At 60.7% G+C, this 17,056-nt stretch carries 14 protein-coding genes; 3 read left to right on the top strand and 11 right to left on the bottom strand.

The genetic code is table 11. The annotated features are described in order from the left end of the window. The 3 genes from AB4O41_RS05370 to AB4O41_RS05360 all read left to right on the top strand — a co-directional run bounded on the left by AB4O41_RS05370 (position 1) and on the right by AB4O41_RS05360 (position 4,579). Positions 1-1,779, top strand: a complete 1,779-nt coding sequence (locus AB4O41_RS05370; RefSeq protein ID WP_460146588.1) for an acyl-CoA dehydrogenase C-terminal domain-containing protein — start codon at positions 1-3, stop codon at positions 1,777-1,779. Positions 1,780-1,810: 31 nt separating this feature from the next. Then, entirely contained in the window at positions 1,811-3,454 is a 1,644-nt protein-coding gene (locus tag AB4O41_RS05365; protein WP_460146587.1) for a fatty acid--CoA ligase, read from the top strand. 117 nt (positions 3,455-3,571) lie between these two features. Continuing rightward, positions 3,572-4,579 (top strand): Ldh family oxidoreductase, encoded by a 1,008-nt coding sequence (locus AB4O41_RS05360; RefSeq protein WP_460146586.1) that lies wholly within the window; start codon positions 3,572-3,574, stop codon positions 4,577-4,579. 123 nt (positions 4,580-4,702) lie between these two features. Here the strand turns inward: AB4O41_RS05360 and AB4O41_RS05355 are convergent, their stop codons facing one another. From AB4O41_RS05355 to AB4O41_RS05305, 11 genes are all read right to left on the bottom strand, one after another. Continuing rightward, positions 4,703-6,283 carry an aldehyde dehydrogenase (NADP(+)) gene (locus AB4O41_RS05355; RefSeq protein ID WP_460146585.1) on the bottom strand — a complete coding sequence of 527 codons (1,581 nt, stop codon included), beginning with the start codon at positions 6,281-6,283 and terminating at the stop codon, positions 4,703-4,705. A 133-nt stretch (positions 6,284-6,416) separates the two neighbouring features. Further along, positions 6,417-7,811, bottom strand: a complete 1,395-nt coding sequence (abaF, locus tag AB4O41_RS05350) for a fosfomycin efflux MFS transporter AbaF (RefSeq protein WP_460146584.1) — start codon at positions 7,809-7,811, stop codon at positions 6,417-6,419. 71 nt (positions 7,812-7,882) lie between these two features. Then, positions 7,883-8,800, bottom strand: coding sequence for a dihydrodipicolinate synthase family protein (locus AB4O41_RS05345; protein WP_030132201.1), 918 nt, complete (start codon positions 8,798-8,800; stop codon positions 7,883-7,885). Between the two features lie 293 nt (positions 8,801-9,093). Continuing rightward, entirely contained in the window at positions 9,094-10,122 is a 1,029-nt protein-coding gene (locus AB4O41_RS05340) for a trans-3-hydroxy-L-proline dehydratase (protein ID WP_460146583.1), read from the bottom strand. Between the two features lie 276 nt (positions 10,123-10,398). Next, positions 10,399-11,121: an amino acid ABC transporter ATP-binding protein gene (locus tag AB4O41_RS05335; protein ID WP_460146582.1), complete on the bottom strand. Its 723-nt coding sequence runs from the start codon at positions 11,119-11,121 to the stop codon at positions 10,399-10,401. Then, positions 11,114-11,764: an amino acid ABC transporter permease gene (locus AB4O41_RS05330; protein WP_237881744.1), complete on the bottom strand. Its 651-nt coding sequence runs from the start codon at positions 11,762-11,764 to the stop codon at positions 11,114-11,116. The genes AB4O41_RS05335 and AB4O41_RS05330 overlap by 8 nt, the downstream gene beginning before the upstream one ends. Positions 11,765-11,774: 10 nt before the next feature. Continuing rightward, on the bottom strand, positions 11,775-12,440 hold the full coding sequence (locus AB4O41_RS05325; protein ID WP_460146581.1) for an amino acid ABC transporter permease: 666 nt from the start codon (positions 12,438-12,440) through the stop codon (positions 11,775-11,777). Then, positions 12,433-14,208 carry a cis-3-hydroxy-L-proline dehydratase gene (gene lhpI / locus AB4O41_RS05320; RefSeq protein WP_460146580.1) on the bottom strand — a complete coding sequence of 592 codons (1,776 nt, stop codon included), beginning with the start codon at positions 14,206-14,208 and terminating at the stop codon, positions 12,433-12,435. The genes AB4O41_RS05325 and lhpI overlap by 8 nt, the downstream gene beginning before the upstream one ends. Positions 14,209-14,218: 10 nt before the next feature. After that, on the bottom strand, positions 14,219-15,037 hold the full coding sequence (locus AB4O41_RS05315; protein ID WP_460146579.1) for an ABC transporter substrate-binding protein: 819 nt from the start codon (positions 15,035-15,037) through the stop codon (positions 14,219-14,221). 368 nt (positions 15,038-15,405) lie between these two features. Further along, complete coding sequence (locus tag AB4O41_RS05310) at positions 15,406-15,765, bottom strand: DUF6124 family protein (RefSeq protein WP_048395046.1); 360 nt, start codon at positions 15,763-15,765, stop codon at positions 15,406-15,408. Between the two features lie 583 nt (positions 15,766-16,348). Then, positions 16,349-16,708, bottom strand: a complete 360-nt coding sequence (locus tag AB4O41_RS05305; protein WP_460146578.1) for a DUF6124 family protein — start codon at positions 16,706-16,708, stop codon at positions 16,349-16,351. Between the last annotated feature and the right edge of the window lie 348 nt (positions 16,709-17,056).

The raw sequence follows: 17,056 nt of genomic DNA, 5'->3' as shown, positions 1-17,056 counted from the left end.
ATGTCTGATTACAAAGCTCCTTTGCGCGACATGCGCTTCGTACTCAACGAGGTTTTCCAGGTGTCCCGGTTATGGGCCCAATTGCCTGGCCTGGCCGAGGTGATCGATGAAGAAACGGCCGCCGCCATTCTTGAAGAGGCCGGCAAGATCAGCGCCGAAGTGATCGCGCCATTGAACCGCAGCAGCGACGAGCAGGGCTGCACCTGGAGCAATGGCTCGGTCACGGCGCCGGACGGTTTTGTTGCGGCCTACCAGGCATTCGCCGAAGGCGGTTGGGTGGGTGTTGGCGGCGATCCGCAGTTCGGTGGCATGGGCATGCCCAAGGCCATTTCGGCTCAGGTCGAAGAAATGATCAACTCGGCCAGTCTGTCGTTCGGCCTGTACCCGATGCTGACCGCCGGTGCGTGCCTGTCGATCAATGCCCACGCCAGCGAAGAACTGAAAGCGGCTTACTTGCCGAACATGTACGCCGGCACCTGGACCGGTTCAATGTGCCTGACCGAGGCGCATGCCGGCACTGACCTGGGCTTGATTCGCACTCGCGCCGAACCTCAGGCCGACGGCAGTTTCAAGATCAGCGGCAGCAAGATCTTCATCACCGGCGGCGAGCACGACCTCACCGAAAACATTATCCATCTGGTGCTGGCCCGATTGCCGGATGCACCGGCCGGTCCCAAGGGGATTTCGCTGTTTTTGGTGCCGAAGGTATTGGTCAATGACGATGGCTCGCTGGGTGAGCGCAACGCGCTGTCCTGCGGTTCCATCGAGCACAAGATGGGCATCAAGGCATCCGCCACCTGTGTGATGAACTTTGACGAAGCAACTGGCTGGATCGTCGATGCGCCGAACAAGGGCTTGGCGGCGATGTTCACCATGATGAATTACGAACGCCTTGGCGTGGGCATCCAGGGCCTGGCGTTGGGTGAGCGCTCGTACCAGAACGCGGTCGAATACGCCCGTGACCGCCTGCAAAGCCGTTCACCGACCGGCGCGCAGAACAAGGAAAAAGCCGCCGACCCGATCATCGTGCACCCGGATGTACGACGCATGCTGTTGACCATGAAAGCCTTGAACGAGGGCGGGCGTGCGTTCTCCAGCTACGTGGCGCTGCAACTGGATACCGCCAAGTACAGCGATGACGTGGCAACCCGCACCCGCGCCCAGGAACTGGTGTCGCTGCTGACCCCGGTGGCCAAGGCGTTTCTCACCGACATGGGGCTGGAAACCACGGTGCACGGCCAGCAGATCTTCGGCGGCCACGGCTACATCCGCGAGTGGGGCCAGGAGCAATTGATTCGCGATGTGCGCATCACGCAGATCTACGAAGGCACCAATGGTATCCAGTCACTGGACCTGGCCGGGCGCAAGATCGTTGGCAGCGGCGGGGCGCTCTACCGGCTGTTCGCTTCGGAAATTCGCAAATTTACCGCCAACGCCTGCGCTGACCTTGGTGAGTTCACCAAACCGTTGAACGCCGCTGTCGACACCCTCGACGAACTGACTGCATGGCTGCTGGATCGAGCCCAGAGCAACCCGAATGAAATCGGCGCGGCCTCGGTCGAGTACCTGCACGTGTTCGGCTACACCGCGTACGCCTACATGTGGACGCGAATGGCCAAGGCTGCCATGAGCACGCATTCCAAAGACGATTTCTACGCCAGCAAACTGGCCACTGCGCGCTTCTACTTCGCCCGTCTGCTGCCACGCATCCACTCGTTGAGTGCGTCGGCCAAGGCTGGCAGCGAATGCCTCTATCAATTGGATGCAGAGCAGTTCTGAGCCCACGTAAAAAGGACCGGGAACCACAACCATGATGGCGACAAAAATAATTCCGCCCGCCGATGGCGCCTATGCCTATCCCTTGCTGATCAAGCAATTATTGCTGTCCGGCGTGCGTTACGAACCGGGCCGGGAAATCGTCTACGCCGACAAACTGCGCTACAGCTACCAGACCCTCAACCAGCGGATCCGCAGGCTGGCCAACGCCTTGACTGCTGCCGGCGTCAAGGCCGGTGATACGGTGGCCCTGCTCGACTGGGACAGCCATCGCTACCTGGAATGCTTCTTTGCGGTACCGATGATCGGTGCGGTGCTGCATACCGTGAACATTCGTCTTTCGCCGGATCAAGTGCTCTTCACCATGAACCATGCCGAGGACGACCTGGTGCTGGTGCATGATGATTTCCTGCCGCTGGTTGAACAGATCCAGGGCCGGCTTGAAACCGTCAAAGGTTACCTGCAGCTCACGGACGACACAGCAGTCGATACGTGGTTACCGGTGCTGGGGGAATATGAACACGTATTGTCCAGGGCCGCAGACCAGTACGACTTTCCCGACTTCGATGAAAACTCGGTGGCGACCCTTTTCTACACCACGGGCACCACGGGAGACCCTAAAGGCGTGTATTTCACCCACCGCCAATTGGTCCTGCACACCTTGAATGCCGTGGGCACTTTGGGCGTCTATCAAGGCCTGCCGTTGCTGCGTTCCGATGATGTGTACATGCCCATCACCCCGATGTTTCACGTGCATGCCTGGGGTGTGCCTTATGTCGCCACCCTGATGGGGCTCAAACAGGTGTACCCCGGCCGCTACGAACCCAACAGCCTGGTCAGGTTGTATCGTGAGGAAAAGGTCACTTTTTCCCATTGTGTGCCGACCATTCTGCAGATGATCTTGAGCTGCGAGGAAGCGGCACAGACCCGTTTCGATGGCTGGAAAATGCTCCTGGGTGGTAGCGCACTGACGCTGGGCATCGCCAGCGAAGCGAGCGCCAAAGGTATTCAGGTGCACAGCGGCTACGGCATGTCGGAAACCTGCCCATTGCTGTGCCTGACTTACCTGCGTGATGAAGACCTCGAACAATCCACGCAAGCCCAGTTGCCCACCCGCATCAAGACAGGCACGCCGGTGCCGATGGTCGACCTGAAAATCATCGATGCCAATGGCAATGACGTTGCTCATGACGGCGAGTCTCTGGGCGAGATCGTGGTGCGCGCACCCTGGCTGACCCAAGGTTATTTGAAGGAGCCCGAAAAGGGTGCCGAGCTGTGGCACAACGGCTGGATGCACACCGGCGATCTGGCCTCTATCGACGCGTTGGGAGGAGTGGAAATCAAAGATCGAATCAAGGATGTCATCAAGACCGGAGGAGAGTGGATCAGCTCCCTGGAACTGGAAAGCCTGATCAGCGAACACGCGGCGGTGATGTCGGTCGCAGTCGTGGGCATTGCCGATGAGCAATGGGGTGAACGGCCGATGGCGCTGGTGGTGTGCGAGCCTGGGCAGTATCTCGACAGCAAGATCCTGGAGGTGCACCTGCAAGGGTTTGTCGAGCGTGGCCGCATCAACAAATGGGCGATCCCCAAGCAGTTCAAGTTCGTCGCCGAGATTCCTAAAACCAGCGTCGGGAAGATTGATAAGAAGCTGATCCGGCAAAGCGAATTGGGGTGAAAGGCGCGGCGCCCCTTCACCACCCCTGTGCCAATTTCGTCATCCCTCGCGCCCAAACCCATCAAGCCACACCTCTGCGGATAGACCACCCTGACCTGTCTGTCCAAGGAGATGAGCATGATCCGACTGACCTTGATCGAAGCCCGCGAGTTGGCCGAATCGATCCTGTTGCACAACGGTTTTAATCTGGCCCACGCGCAAGCGGTGGCGGCGACGGTGATCGCCGGCGAGCGCGATGGCTGTGCCTCCCACGGTTTGTACCGGATTCTGGGCTGCGTGAATTCCCTGCGGGCCGGCAAGGTGTCGGCCGATGCCGAACCGCAGGTGATCGACCAGGCGCCGTCGATCGTGCGGGTGGATGCCGCTGGTGGTTTCTCGCAGTTGGCGTTTCAGGCGGGGCTTGGGTTGCTGGCGGAGAAAACCCGGGCCAACGGGATTGCGGCGTTGGCGATCAATCGCTGTGTGCATTTCTCGGCGCTGTGGGTGGAGATCGAGCAGTTGACCGCTGCCGGGTTGGTGGCGCTGGCGTGTAATCCGAGCCATGCCTGGGTGGCACCGGCCGGGGGACGCGTGCCGGTGTTTGGCACCAATCCCATTGCCTTTGGCTGGCCGCGGGCGGGGCAGGATCCGTTTGTGTTCGACTTCGCCACCAGTGCGATAGCCCGTGGCGATATCGAGTTGCATCGGCGTGCGGGCAGGGCGATTCCCGAGGGTTGGGGCGTGGACGCTGAAGGTCGGCCGAGTACCGATGCCAATGTGGTGCTCGACAGCGGCGCGATGCTGACGTTCGGTGGGCACAAGGGCTCGGCACTGGCGGCGATGGTGGAGTTGATCGCCGGACCTTTGATCGGTGATCTGACCAGTGCCGAATCGCTGGCCTATGACGCGGGCAGCAAGTCCTCGCCGTACCATGGCGAGTTGATCATCGCGCTGGATCCGCGACGTTTTCTGGGGGCGGCCACTGAGGAGCATTTGGCTCGGGCCGAAGTGTTGTTTGAGAGCATTGAAGGGCAGGGCGCACGCTTGCCGTCGCAACGGCGTTATGCGGCGCGGGCACGCAGTGTGGTGGAGGGGGTGCAGATTCCCGAGGCGTTGTACAACGACCTGAAAGCACTGCTGGCTTGAATGAAACGGGTGCCCACTTCTGTGGGAGCGAGCCTGCTCGCGATGAGGGCATCGGATTCAACATTTTCGTTGACTGACACACCGCTATCGCGAGCAGGCTCGCTCCCACAGGAGGTCGTGTTGTTAAACCGGTTCGCGGTGGCTGTCGCCGTCCACCAGACGCACAATGCCCAACGGGTTGGCGTTTTTCAGGGCGTCGGGCAACAAAGCATCCGGGCAGTTCTGGTAGCACACCGGGCGCAGGAAGCGTTCGATGGCCAGGCTGCCGACCGAAGTGCCACGGGCGTCGGAGGTCGCCGGATAGGGGCCGCCATGCACCATGGCATCGCAGACTTCGACCCCGGTGGGGTAGCCGTTGAACAGCACGCGGCCGACCTTTTGTTCCAGCAGTACCAGCAGATCGGCGTGTTCCTTCAGGTCCTGTGCTTCGCCAATCAACGTGGCGGTGAGTTGACCGTGCAAACAGTTCAGCGCTTGTCGCAACTCGGCCTTATCGGCCACTTCGACGACGATGGTGGTCGGGCCGAACACTTCTTCCTGCAACAGCCGATCACCCTTGAACAGCAGACTGAGGTCGGCCTTGAACAGTTGCGGCCGTGCCTGATTACCGTGCTGATCGTGGCCTGCCAGGCGGGTTATTCCCGGATGGTCGAGCAAGGCATGCACGCCTTTTTCGTAGCTGCCGAGGGTGCCGGCGTTGAGCATGGTTTGCGCCGGTTGTTCGGCCATCAAGGTACTGAGCCGCGCGGTAAAAGCGCTGAAGTGGGGTGAGCGAATACCGATCACCAATCCCGGGTTGGTACAGAACTGACCGCAACCCTGGACCATCGACGCCACCAGTTCACCGGCGATTTTCTCGCCACGCGCGATCAGGGCTTCAGGCAATACGAGTACCGGGTTGATGCTGCTCATTTCGGCGAACACCGGGATCGGTTGTGGCCGTGCGGCGGCCATGTCACAGAGCGCGCGACCGCCCTTTAGCGAGCCAGTGAAACCGACGGCCTGGATCGCCGGATGCTTGACCAGCGCTTCACCGACGCCCGCGCCGTAGATCATGTTGAACACACCGTTGGGCATGTCGGTTTGCTCGGCGGCGCGGATGATTGCATCGGCCACGCATTCGGCGGTCGCCATGTGTCCACTGTGGGCCTTGAACACCACCGGGCATCCGGCGGCCAGAGCGGCAGCGGTGTCACCGCCGGCGGTGGAAAAAGCCAGCGGGAAATTACTGGCGCCGAACACCGCCACTGGACCGACACCGATCCGATATTGGCGCAGGTCGACCCGTGGCAGTGGCTGACGTTCAGGCAAGGCGCGGTCAATGCGCGCACCGTAGAAATCGCCCCGGCGCAGAACCTGAGCGAACAGGCGCATTTGGCCGCTGGTACGGTTGCGTTCACCTTGAATGCGTCCGGTCGGCAGTGCGGTTTCGCGGGTGACCAGCGCGACGAATTCATCATCCAGCGCATCCAGTTGCGTGGCGATGGCTTCAAGAAATTCTGCACGGCGAGTTGCCGGCAAGTTGCGAAAGGCCGGGTAAGCGGCAGCAGCGGCCTGGGCGGCGGAGTTCACTTCTTCAGCGGTGGCTTGCATGAACGAGTAGGGCAGTGCTTCGCCGGTGTTGGCGTCGTGACTGTGCAGGGTGATGCTGCCAGCGGCGCTGCGGGCACCGCCGATGTAGTTGTGGCCGATGATTTGGGGCATGGAAAACTCCTGTCGAAAAAAGTGAGGTCCCTGTAGGAGCGAGGCTTGCCCGCGAAGGCGCCATCACATTCAACATCGATGTCGACTGACACGCCGCCTTCGCGGGCAAGCCTCGCTCCTACAGGTATCTGGCTCAGGCCAGTGAATCACTCCGGCGTGTAGCTGGCACGGCGCTATCCCGCGCAGCAATGCGCGCAGCGGATTCGGCATCCACCTGGTGCAAGGACTTGCCACGGGTTTCCCGGGTCAGGCCGACGGCCACGATGGAAATCAGCGCGGCGCCAACCAGGTACCAGGCAATGGGTGTCGAGCTGTGATATTTGTTGAGCAAGGTGATGGCGATCAGCGGTGCCAGAGAACCGGCGAAGATTGGCGCCACCTGATAGCACAGGGAAAGTGCGGTGTAGCGCACATGGGTCGGGAACATTTCGGCCATCAGCGCCGAGTAGGGCGCATAGGTCATCGACTCGATGCCCAGGCCCAGGATGATGGCCGCCATGATCAGCCAATTGTTGCCGGTGTCCATCATCGGGAAGCCGATAAAGCCCCAGAACGCAGTGAGTACCGCGCCGGTCAGGTAGATTGGTTTGCGCCCGACGATATCCGACAGATAGCCCATCAACGGAATCAGGAAGAAGTGCACCAAGTGCGCGCCGAACATCAGCAGCAGAATTTCCGAGGTGTCCTTGTGCACCACCAGTTTCAGGTAGGTGATCGAAAAGGTGACCACGGTGTAATAGAGGATGTTCTCGGCAAAGCGTGCGCCAATCCCCACCAGCACGGCGCGCCAGTGATGACGCAGCACTTCGACCACGCCCAGCTGTTGCTGCTTGGTCTGCGCCTGACGGGCCTGGGCTTCTTTGAAGATCGGCGCGTCATCGACGCTGGTGCGAATCCAGTAGCCGATCAGCACCACCACCGCCGAGAACCAGAACGCCACGCGCCAGCCCCAGGCGAGGAATTGTTCCTCCGACAGGTTCGATGACAACAGTAGCAGCGCGACCGTAGCTACCAGGTTGCCGGCCGGTACCCCGGCTTGCGGCCAACTGGCCCAGAAGCCGCGACGGTTGTCGGGGCAGTGTTCGGATACCAGCAGAATCGCACCGCCCCATTCGCCACCAAAGGCAAAGCCCTGGATCAGCCGCAGCAGCACCAATAACACTGGCGCGGCATAGCCGATGCTGTCGAAGCCGGGCAGGCATCCCATCAGAAAAGTTGTGATGCCGACCACCACCAGGCTCAGTTGCAGCAAGCGTTTGCGGCCGAACTTGTCACCGTAGTGACCGAACACCAGACCGCCCAACGGACGAGCGAGAAAGCCGACCGCGTACAAGGCGAAGGCAGCGATGATGCCGTCAATCGGGCTGTCAGTCTGGCGGAAGAACAACTGGCCGAAGACCAGTGCCGAGGCGGTGCCATAGAGAAAGAATTCGTACCACTCGGCAACGGTGCCGGCCATGGCGGCGGCCACTACGCGTTTGAGTCCCGAGGGGGTGGTTGCGCTTTGCGTGTGTAGAGGATTGGACATGCTGGCGTTTCCTGTAGAGGCGCAAAAACAGGCAGCCGGGCCGGGTCCGCAAAGACCCGCCTGGCAATCACTCAGAGACCGACGTCTGGCAACTCTGGACGGTTGGCCAAGGCCTTGGCCATGATCTGCTCGACGAACACCCGATCGGCTTCCGGCAGTGCCAGGCGTGGCGGACGGGTCAGCGCGCTGCCGCGACCGGCGATGGCTTCGCAGAGTTTGATGCACTGCACCAGGTCGGCACGGGCATCGAGGTGCAGGATTGGCATCAGCCATTCGTAGATCGGCATGGCTTCGGCGAAGCGACCGGCCTTGGCCAGGCGGAAGATGGTTTCGCCTTCTTTCGGGAACACGTTGGACATGCCCGAGACCCAGCCTTCGGCGCCTACCGCGATGCTTTCCAGCACCACGTCGTCCAAACCTGCGAACAGCACGAAACGGTCGCCGACTTCATTGCGCACGTCGATGAAACGACGGGTATCGCCGGACGAATCCTTGAAGCACACCACGTTGTCGCAGTCGGCCAGGGAAATCAGGATGTCCGGGGTGACGTCGTTTTTGTAGATCGGCGGGTTGTTGTAGACCATCAGCGGTACGTCGGCGTTTTTCGCCACGTAGCGGTAGTGCTCGGCAGTCTCGAACGGCTTGGAGCCGTAGACCAGCGCCGGCATTAGCATCACGCCGTCGACGCCGACCCGGCGCACGGCATTGGCGACCTTGGCCGCTTGCACGCTGGTGAACTCGGCCACGCCGCAGATCACTGGCACGCGACCCCGGGAGGCATCGACCGCGACTTCGGTCACGGCGATTTTTTCTTCGGCGGTCAATGAGGTGTTTTCCCCCACCGAACCGCACACCACCAGGCCTGATACGCCGTCACGGATCACATTGGAAATCACCTGATGGGTTTTTTCCAGGTTGATGGTGAAGTCATCGTTGAATTGAGTGGTCACCGCGGGGAAGACGCCACTCCAGTTAATACGCTTGCTCATTGTTGCCTCCGGTTCGTTAATTGTATTTCGTATACGATATTTTAAATGCCGATGATTCGGCTAGTGTTTTTTTCAATTAGTCAGGTTTTTTTGTGGGGTGAAATCCCTGTGGTGAGAGAGCTTTTGTGGCGAGGGAGCTTGCTCCCGCTGGGTTGCGCAGCAGCCCCAATGCTGTAATCGCGGTATGTCTGAAACAACCGATGCTCTGGTTTTACGACTGCTGCGCAGCCGAACGGGAGCAAGCTCCCTCGCCACAAAAGCTGGCCTAGCCACAAAAGCTCTTCGCTTCGACGTCAGGCACCCGGCCATGTGTCTGACAAGCGATAGCCCTGTGGCCACGGATCGCTCGGATCGAGCAGCAATTGATGAGTGCCGGTGATCCAGGCCCGGCCGGAAATGCACGGGTAGATCGCTGGGCGTCCGGCCACTTCGGTCAGGGAATCGATGCGGCAGTGGAATTCGGAACTGATGATCGAACGGCCAATAAAGCGCTCACCGACCTGCATCAAGCCCTTGGCCTGCAGTACCGCCATGCGCGCCGAGCAGCCGGTGCCGGTGGGCGAGCGGTCGATCTTGCCGGGTTGAATCACCACCGCGTTGGCGCCAGTGGCGATGCCATGTTCAACGACGATGGGCGCGGCAATCTGGCAGAAGGAAATATGTGACCACTCGGGGTTCAGCGGATGGACGAAGCCCAATTGTTCATTGGCTGCGCGAGTGATTTTCAGCCCGACCGCCACCAGGTCGGCAGCCTCATCAGGACGAATGGAAAAGCCCAGACGTTCGGCGTCGGTGATCACAAAGCTGTCGCCGCCATACGCAGTGTCGACCTGCAACGAGCCGAGGCCTTCGACTTCGATCCAGGCGTCGAGGTGATCAGCGAAGGAGGGCACGTTCTTGATTTCTACCCGCTCGACCTTGCCATCACGGCAGTCGGCCACGGCCTCGATCAGGCCGCCGGGCGCTTCGAGCACCAGTCGGGTTTGCGGTTCGGTCATCGGCAGAATGCCGCTGTCCAGCAGCACGGTGGCGACGCACAGCGAATTGGAACCGGACATCGGTGGCGTGTCCGCCGGCTCCATGATGATCCAGCCCATTTGCGCCCGAGGATCCTTGGCCGGCACAAGCAGGTTGACGTGGCGGAACACGCCGCCGCGCGGCTCGTTGAGCACGAAGTTGCGCAGGGTCTGATCCTTGGCGATCCAGCGCGATTGCTCCCACACAGTGGCGCCCGGTGGTGGGGCGACACCGCCGACGATCACATCGCCGACTTCACCTTCGGCATGACAGCTGACTACATGAATCACTTTCGATGAGCGCATTGCCTTCTCCTTGTTGCGTCTGTCAGGGCCTCATCGCGGGCAAGCCCGCTCCCACAGGGTTTGATGGTGTACACAAAATGGGTGGCCAACACAGATACCTGTGGGAGCGGGCTTGCCCGCGATGGGGCCATCAGCTACTTCACCGATTTCAGAAATGCCGCCGTTTCCATATGCACCGGATTACCAATTACCTCTCACAGTGATTTGGGTTGGCCAACGATTTTGCATACACCAACAATCCTGTGGGAGCGGGCTTGCCCGCGATGGGGTCATCAGTTACTTCACCGATTTCAGAAACGCCGCAGTCTCCGCATGCACCGGATTACCAATCACCTGATCCGGCGAGCCGATCTCGTGCACCAGGCCATTGCGAAAGAACGCCACGCGGTCGGAGACATCGCGGGCAAAGCGGATTTCATGGGTCACCAGCACCATGGTCATGCCGTCTTCGGCGAGCATGCGCATGGTGTCCAGCACTTCGCCGACCAATTGCGGGTCGAGGGCCGACGTGGCTTCGTCGAACAGCATGTAGTCCGGCGACATGGCCAGGGCGCGAGCGATGGCCATGCGTTGTTGCTGACCGCCGGACAACTTCCCGGGGAAGGTCTTGAGCTTGTCGGCAAGGCCCACATGAGTCAGTTGCTGCACCGCCAGTTCCTCGGCGTCGGCCTTGCTTTTGCCCAGCACTTTGCGCGGCGCCAGCATTACGTTTTCCAGCACCGTCAGGTGCGGGAAGGCATTCCATTGCTGGAACACAATGCCGATTTTCTGCCGCAGGCGATTGAGGTCGGTGGCGCTGTCGTGGACCTCGACGCCGTCGACGCGGATGCTGCCTTTCTGGATCGGTTCCAGGCCATTGATGCACATCAGCAGGGTCGATTTGCCGGAGCCCGAGCCGCCGATGATCGACACCACCTCGCCCTTGTTCACCGTCAGGCTGACACCCTTGACCACGGCGAGGTCGCCGAAGGATTTATGTACGTTGTCGATCTCAATCATTTTCTTGCCACCTTCTTTCCAGACGAGCGCCCAGGCGTGCGACCACCAGGCTCATGACGTAGTAAATAAGGCCCGCGATGCACAGCACCAGCAACGGTTCCTGGATGCGGGTGACGATGGTTTGCGAGGCGCGCAGCAGTTCGACGATGCCGATCCACATCACCAGCGCGGTGTCTTTCATCACGCCGAGCACCAGGTTCAGCCAGCCGGGAAAAGCCACCCGGGTGGCCATCGGCAGGACAATCCAGCGCAGGTCCTGCAGGAAGCTCAGGCCCAGCGAGCGACTGGCCCGACGTACGGTGAACGGCACCGACAACACGCCAGCGCGCACGATCTCGGTGAAGTACGCGGCGGCATAAACCCCCAGCACAATGCAGCCGACGCTGAAGGCGCTGATGTTCAAACCGACGATGCTTTTGAGCGAGTTGAACAGCACAAACTGGATCAGCAACGGCACGCTGCGAAACACGTCCAGCACCCAGGCGAGGGGCAAACTGGCCCGCGGCAACAGGGCCCGCAGTAAGCCGAAGAGCAAGCCGGCGAGGGAGCCGAGCATGATCGACCAGAACGTCAGTTGCAGCGTGACCCAGGCTCCATTGAGCAGGAACAACAGGTCATTGGAGGAAAACCCGGTATTAAACATGGACGACTCCTCAGTAACGGAACAACCGCCAGGCCATCAGCCGGGCTGCCGCGACGATCGCCTTGGCAATCAGGTAATACAGCACCGCTGCAATGGCGAAGAACTCGAAGGTGCGGAACGTTTTGACGTTGTAGTCCTGGGTCACGCCGGTCAGGTCATTGTTCAGCCCGACGATCACCCCCAGCGACGTCATCAGCACCGCCCAGACCATTTGATTAGTCAGCGGGTAGAAGACGATTCGCAGCAACTGCGGGACGATGATCATGCGGTAGGCCTGAAAGGCGCTCATGCCCAGCGAACGTGCAGCGCGCACTTGTGTGTTCGGGACGGCCTTGAGGCCTCCGCGAAAGTTCTCCGCCAGATACCCGGCATTGTTGAAGGTGATCCCGGCCAGCAGGGCGAGCCATGAACTGACATGCATGCCCAGCGAGCCGAGGCCGAAGTAGAGGACGTAGATCTGGAACAGCGACGGGGTGTTGCGCGCGATCGATACCCAGCCATTGCCGATACCGCGCAGCAGCGGGTTTTTGCTTTCGCGCATCACGGTCAGGGCCAGGGCGATCAGTACGCCGAAGATCATCGACAGCGCCGCAGTCTCGAAGGTGACCAAGGCACCGGCGAGCATGTCCGGCAGGGCGCGCAGCGCTGAGCGCCATTGGAAACTGTAGTCAAACATGCGCGGGGCTCTCCAGGGCGGCAGGTTGTAACCACGCCGGCAGGCGCCCGCTGGCGGTGGCATTGCAGGCGGCATCGACGCATTCTTTGATGCTGGCGAAATGCACTTTGCGGCCCACCAGGCCGGGTGCGTAATGGGCGTATTTGCCGGAGTTGGTCATCAAGGTTTTTGCGCCCGGCGGAATCACCGGTTCGCCGAGCATGCACCAGCAGGTATCGGTGACCAGGGTGGCGCCGAACGCTTCGATCACGGCGATATGCCCGGCTTCGCGAGCCTGCTCCAGCACGGCGCGGCCGCAGGTAATGGCGAGGACCACGTCAGGGTGTTTGTGTCGACCCCGGCACAGCCGCGCGAGGTGGGCAAACTCGCTGAGGGAGAAATGCGGATTGCCCAGCGACACCACATCCACCCAGTTGTCGCGGGCACTGTTGAGTTCGCGCCAGCTGACCAATAGATCGATCAGGTGGATTTTTTTCACGGGTAGGGATACATCCACTTCCAGCACCTGTGTTGGGTCGAGTGCTTCCGGAGTTACTCCAGCGATATGGAACAGTGGCGCTGCGGATGTGGTGGCAAATGCCGCACCGAAAGCTTTGAGGTCGTCCAGGCTTGGCTGGCGGTTTTCCAACCCGCGCACCAGTGGAATCCGGCTGCCCGCCAGCGCGCCGATGTGGTAACCGAGCAGCGGGTAAAAGGCGTCGTCCAGTTCACCCAGGGCGGGCAACTCGATTTGCAGTCGGGCCTTGCGTTGTGCGTCCAGATGGCAGCCGATCAACGGGGCGCGGCCAGTCAGTGCAATGCAGATGTCCAGATAGTCCGGGTACTTCAAGGTGCGTGCGCCGAGCACGCTGTTGGCGTAGACCACCGCGTTGGATTCGGCCCAGACAATCTGCTCGCCAGCCTTCGGCGCGCTGTCGAGCAGGTAGGGCGCGCAGGTGAAACTCAGCTGTGCACCCATCGCCATATAGGCATCGCCCAAGGCACTGGCCGGTTCACCGAGAGCCGGGTCGATGCCCAGCTCGCGCCAGCGGCGCTGGTCCACGGAAATCGAATTGAGAGTGGTGGGCACCCGTACTATTGCTCCCCATTGCACCAACTGTTGGGCAAAGCGCAGGCTTGCCGGTCCGGTGTAGATGCAGCCGTCGATGTGCGCCTGGGTGACATCCACCAGATGGCGGGCACCTTGCAGTTCGGCCATGCGCAGAACGATCTGCATCGCCATCTGCGCGGCCTTGCCATGTTGGCCGTCGAGCAGCGCCCGGTCGTGTTCGGTGAGTTCGATCGCGGTGGCGATGTCGGTACTCGGCAAAGGGCTGTCGAGTGCCTGCCAGGCATCGCCCGGCGGGTGCTCGAACAGGCTCAGTGTGGTGTCCTCGACCCGAGCGAAGGCCTTGCCGCGCAGGGCGGCGAAGGCCTCCCGGCCGATGCACAGCACCGGCAGGGAACGCTCGAAAATGGTCTGTGCTACAAGCACGCCCAGGGTCAGGATCTCATCGGGCTCGGCCAGCACCAGTGCGGCCGGTGCGTGACCGTTGCTGATCAGTTCCATCAACACGCTACTGCCGGTGCACGAGCCGCGACCGCTGGGGATGGCCAACACGCGGCCGGCCAGGAATTCGCCGCTGAGCGGGTGGTGACGGTCAATGATCTCGCCGCTATACGGATCGACCCCGCCCCAGAAACTCAAGCCGATATCGGCGAACAGCAGGGCGCCCTCGGCGGCGCCCGTGACCAGGCTGCGACCGGTCAGAGAAATTGACCCAGGCATGCCGGACATCTCAGTAGTAGACCTTTGGCACGGTCAGGTCGGTGGGTGAAATCTCGGTGCCGACCCATTTGGTGAACAGCTCGTTGTAACGACCGGTGCGCACCTGCTGGTTGACGAACAGGTTGAGGTAGTTGAGCAGGCCATACTCGTTGCGCTTGGCGCCGAGGGACACGTAGTCGATCACGTACGGCGCGTTACCGGCGACTTTCAGGTTTTTGTATTTGCCGGATTTGAGGGTGGCAGCAGCCACGGTGTTGGTGACCACGGTGGCGTCGATATGGCCCTGGGCGATCGCCAGCAGGGTATCGTTCTGCGACTGATAGGCGCGGAAGCTGCCGGTGCCCCAGTTCTTCACATCTTTCTCCAGAGCGATGGCCTCATAGGTGCCGCTGGTGTTGCCCACGGGTTTGCCCTTGATGTCATCGAAACTGTTGATGCCGGTGTCGTCGCGGGTCAGCACCACCATCTGGAAGGCAAAATAAGGCACGGTGAGGCCGACGGTCTTGGCCCGTTCGAGAGTGTCGGAGGTGGAGGCGACTATCACGTCGGCCCGGCCGGAGACCAGCGCCGGAATGCGGTCCGGGAACGGCGTCTCTACCACTTCGGCCTCGACCCCGAGGATTTTTGCCAGGTCATGGCAGTAGTCCACGTCGAAACCGGCCGGGTTGTTGCCCGCATCGCGAAAACCCATGGGCGGGAAGTCCAGGGTCACGGCGCAGCGCAGCTTGCCCGAACCGATGATGTCGTCGAGCTTGTCGGCTTGGGCGGTGGCGATAAAGGAGGTACTGAGAACAGCGCTGAGGGCTACGGCAAATGCGGGGTTTTTCATAGAGGCCTCGTTGTGTGAAGTGCTGTTGGATATCGTATTGGGGATTTCGTATACGATATTAACAATAGCAATCAACGTGCCCATTTCCAGGCGCAAGCGCGAATTAATCGTCAGGCCTTGAGGTAGATGTGTTGTGGTGGCGCAATTGGAGGGGGAGTGACACAGTGAGGCTTGGGCCCGCAAAGGCAGGTGTTACAGATGGGAGCAATGGTTGTGCGGAACGCCCCTTTAAGGAACACCGGGCTCTGCTGATCGTTCCCACGCTCCGCGTGGGAATGCCTCAACGGACGCTCTGCGTTCGGCTCTGGAAGGGACGCAGAGCGTCCCGGGCTGCATTCCCACGCAGAGCGTGGGAACGATCATCCTCGCTAACCTCGCGGATCGAGGTTATCCAACACCCGGTTCACCGCCAGCTCCCCGAGCATGACCACCGATTGAATCCCCAACATCATGTTGCGATGTGGCATGTCCATCAATCCGGCGAACTCACTGAGCATCATGCTCGCGGACGCCAGGGATTCGCAGGCGTTAACCAGCAGGGTTTCGTTATCGACCTCGGTGCCGACATGGTAAATGGTGCTGGGTTTGCGCTTGGTGTCTTTGGGGATGGGCGGCTTGAGGTAGTGATCGAGGGCGCGGTCGGCGGCTTCGTTGAGTTTTTTGGAATCGAGGGATTCGTAGGGGGAGGTTGGATCGGTTTCCGGGGGATTGGGTGTGGCTTTAAACATAGTAATGCTCCTTGATTAGTGGAGCCGCCACGGTTCGCTGCGAAACGAAGATAGGTGGCAGCTGTACGCAGGTTCGCAGACCGGGAATCAAGGAACCCGGCAGACCCGAAGATCTCCCGCGCACAGCCGCCATAACGCAATTCAGCGAACGAAAAACGTCATCTGAAAAGGAACGGTGGCGCTGTGCGCCTTGATTGACCCGGGCTGCGAAACCCGATCGCTGTTTTTCAGCGACCCGGAAACGATAGAGCCCGGCCTCAAGGCGTACAAGCCGGCGGATTCTGGCGTAGTCGTAGGCAACGGCGCAAGGATGTGTAGCCTGGGTGAGTGTCTGGAAGTGTCATTTAAACAGTGCTTGTTTAGCGGTCTGACACCGAGCCTTGTGGTGGCTGTACCGGCCTCTTCGCGAGCAAGCCCGCTCCCACAGTGATCGGTGTCGTTCACAATTCCTGTGATATTGATCGTTCCCACGCTCTGCGTGGGAATGCAGCCCGGGACGCTCCGCGTCCCACCCTCTAAAGCCGAACGCAGAGCGTCCGTTGAGGCATTCCCACGCAGAGCGTGGGAACGATCAGTGCGTCTGTTAGCCTTGTGGATCGAGGTTATCCAGCACTCGATTCACTGCGAGCTCCCCGAGCATGACCACCGATTGAATCCCCAACATCACGTTGCGATGTGGCATGTCCATCAACCCGGCGAACTCACTGAGCATCATGCTTGCTGACGCCAGGGATTCGCAGGCGTTGACCAGCAGGGTTTCGTTATCGACCTTGGGGCCTACGTGGTAAATGGTGCTGGGTTTGCGCGCGGTGTCTTTGGGGATGGGTGGTTTTAGGTAGTGATCGAGGGCGCGGTCGGCGGCTTCGTTGAGTTTTTTGGAATCGAGGGATTCGTAGGGGGAAACGTCGTCGGTGTCCGGTGGGTTTGGCGTTGGTTTGAACATGGTGAAGCTCCTTGATGAGTGGAGCTACCGCCGTTCGCGGTCAAACGAACAAGGTGGCAGCTGTACGCGGGTTGACCGACCGGACATCAAGGACTCCGGCACACCCGAAGGTGTCCCACGCACAGCCACCGCGACACGATACTTCAGACAATGCCTGAATTAGGTCTTGGACGCTGGCGCGCCTTGATTGATTCGGACGGTCAAATCCGATCGCTGATTTGTCAGCGACCCGGAAACGATAGAGCCCGGCCTCAAGGCGCACAAGCCGGCGGATTCTGGCGTAGTCATAGGCAACGGCGCAAGGATGTGTAGCCTGGGTGAGTGTCTGGAAGTGTCGATTAAACATCG

The organism is Pseudomonas sp. S2_A02 (assembly GCF_054668495.1).
The sequence above is the reverse complement of the archived record's forward strand: the minus strand, read 5'-3'. Positions and strand labels throughout refer to the sequence as shown.

Excerpts from the sequence above, each read along its gene's own strand:
- AB4O41_RS05315 (WP_460146579.1), bottom strand. The coding sequence starts at position 15,037 with ATGAAAAACCCCGCATTTGCCGTAGCCCTCAGCGCTGTTCTCAGTACC.
- lhpI (WP_460146580.1), bottom strand. The coding sequence starts at position 14,208 with ATGCCTGGGTCAATTTCTCTGACCGGTCGCAGCCTGGTCACGGGCGCC.
- abaF (WP_460146584.1), bottom strand. The coding sequence starts at position 7,811 with ATGTCCAATCCTCTACACACGCAAAGCGCAACCACCCCCTCGGGACTC.
- AB4O41_RS05345 (WP_030132201.1), bottom strand. The coding sequence starts at position 8,800 with ATGAGCAAGCGTATTAACTGGAGTGGCGTCTTCCCCGCGGTGACCACT.
- AB4O41_RS05305 (WP_460146578.1), bottom strand. The coding sequence starts at position 16,708 with ATGTTCAAACCAACGCCAAACCCACCGGACACCGACGACGTTTCCCCC.
- AB4O41_RS05335 (WP_460146582.1), bottom strand. The coding sequence starts at position 11,121 with ATGATTGAGATCGACAACGTACATAAATCCTTCGGCGACCTCGCCGTG.
- AB4O41_RS05365 (WP_460146587.1), top strand. The coding sequence starts at position 1,811 with ATGATGGCGACAAAAATAATTCCGCCCGCCGATGGCGCCTATGCCTAT.
- AB4O41_RS05330 (WP_237881744.1), bottom strand. The coding sequence starts at position 11,764 with ATGTTTAATACCGGGTTTTCCTCCAATGACCTGTTGTTCCTGCTCAAT.
- AB4O41_RS05360 (WP_460146586.1), top strand. The coding sequence starts at position 3,572 with ATGATCCGACTGACCTTGATCGAAGCCCGCGAGTTGGCCGAATCGATC.
- AB4O41_RS05340 (WP_460146583.1), bottom strand. The coding sequence starts at position 10,122 with ATGCGCTCATCGAAAGTGATTCATGTAGTCAGCTGTCATGCCGAAGGT.
- AB4O41_RS05355 (WP_460146585.1), bottom strand. The coding sequence starts at position 6,283 with ATGCCCCAAATCATCGGCCACAACTACATCGGCGGTGCCCGCAGCGCC.
- AB4O41_RS05310 (WP_048395046.1), bottom strand. The coding sequence starts at position 15,765 with ATGTTTAAAGCCACACCCAATCCCCCGGAAACCGATCCAACCTCCCCC.
- AB4O41_RS05325 (WP_460146581.1), bottom strand. The coding sequence starts at position 12,440 with ATGTTTGACTACAGTTTCCAATGGCGCTCAGCGCTGCGCGCCCTGCCG.
- AB4O41_RS05370 (WP_460146588.1), top strand. The coding sequence starts at position 1 with ATGTCTGATTACAAAGCTCCTTTGCGCGACATGCGCTTCGTACTCAAC.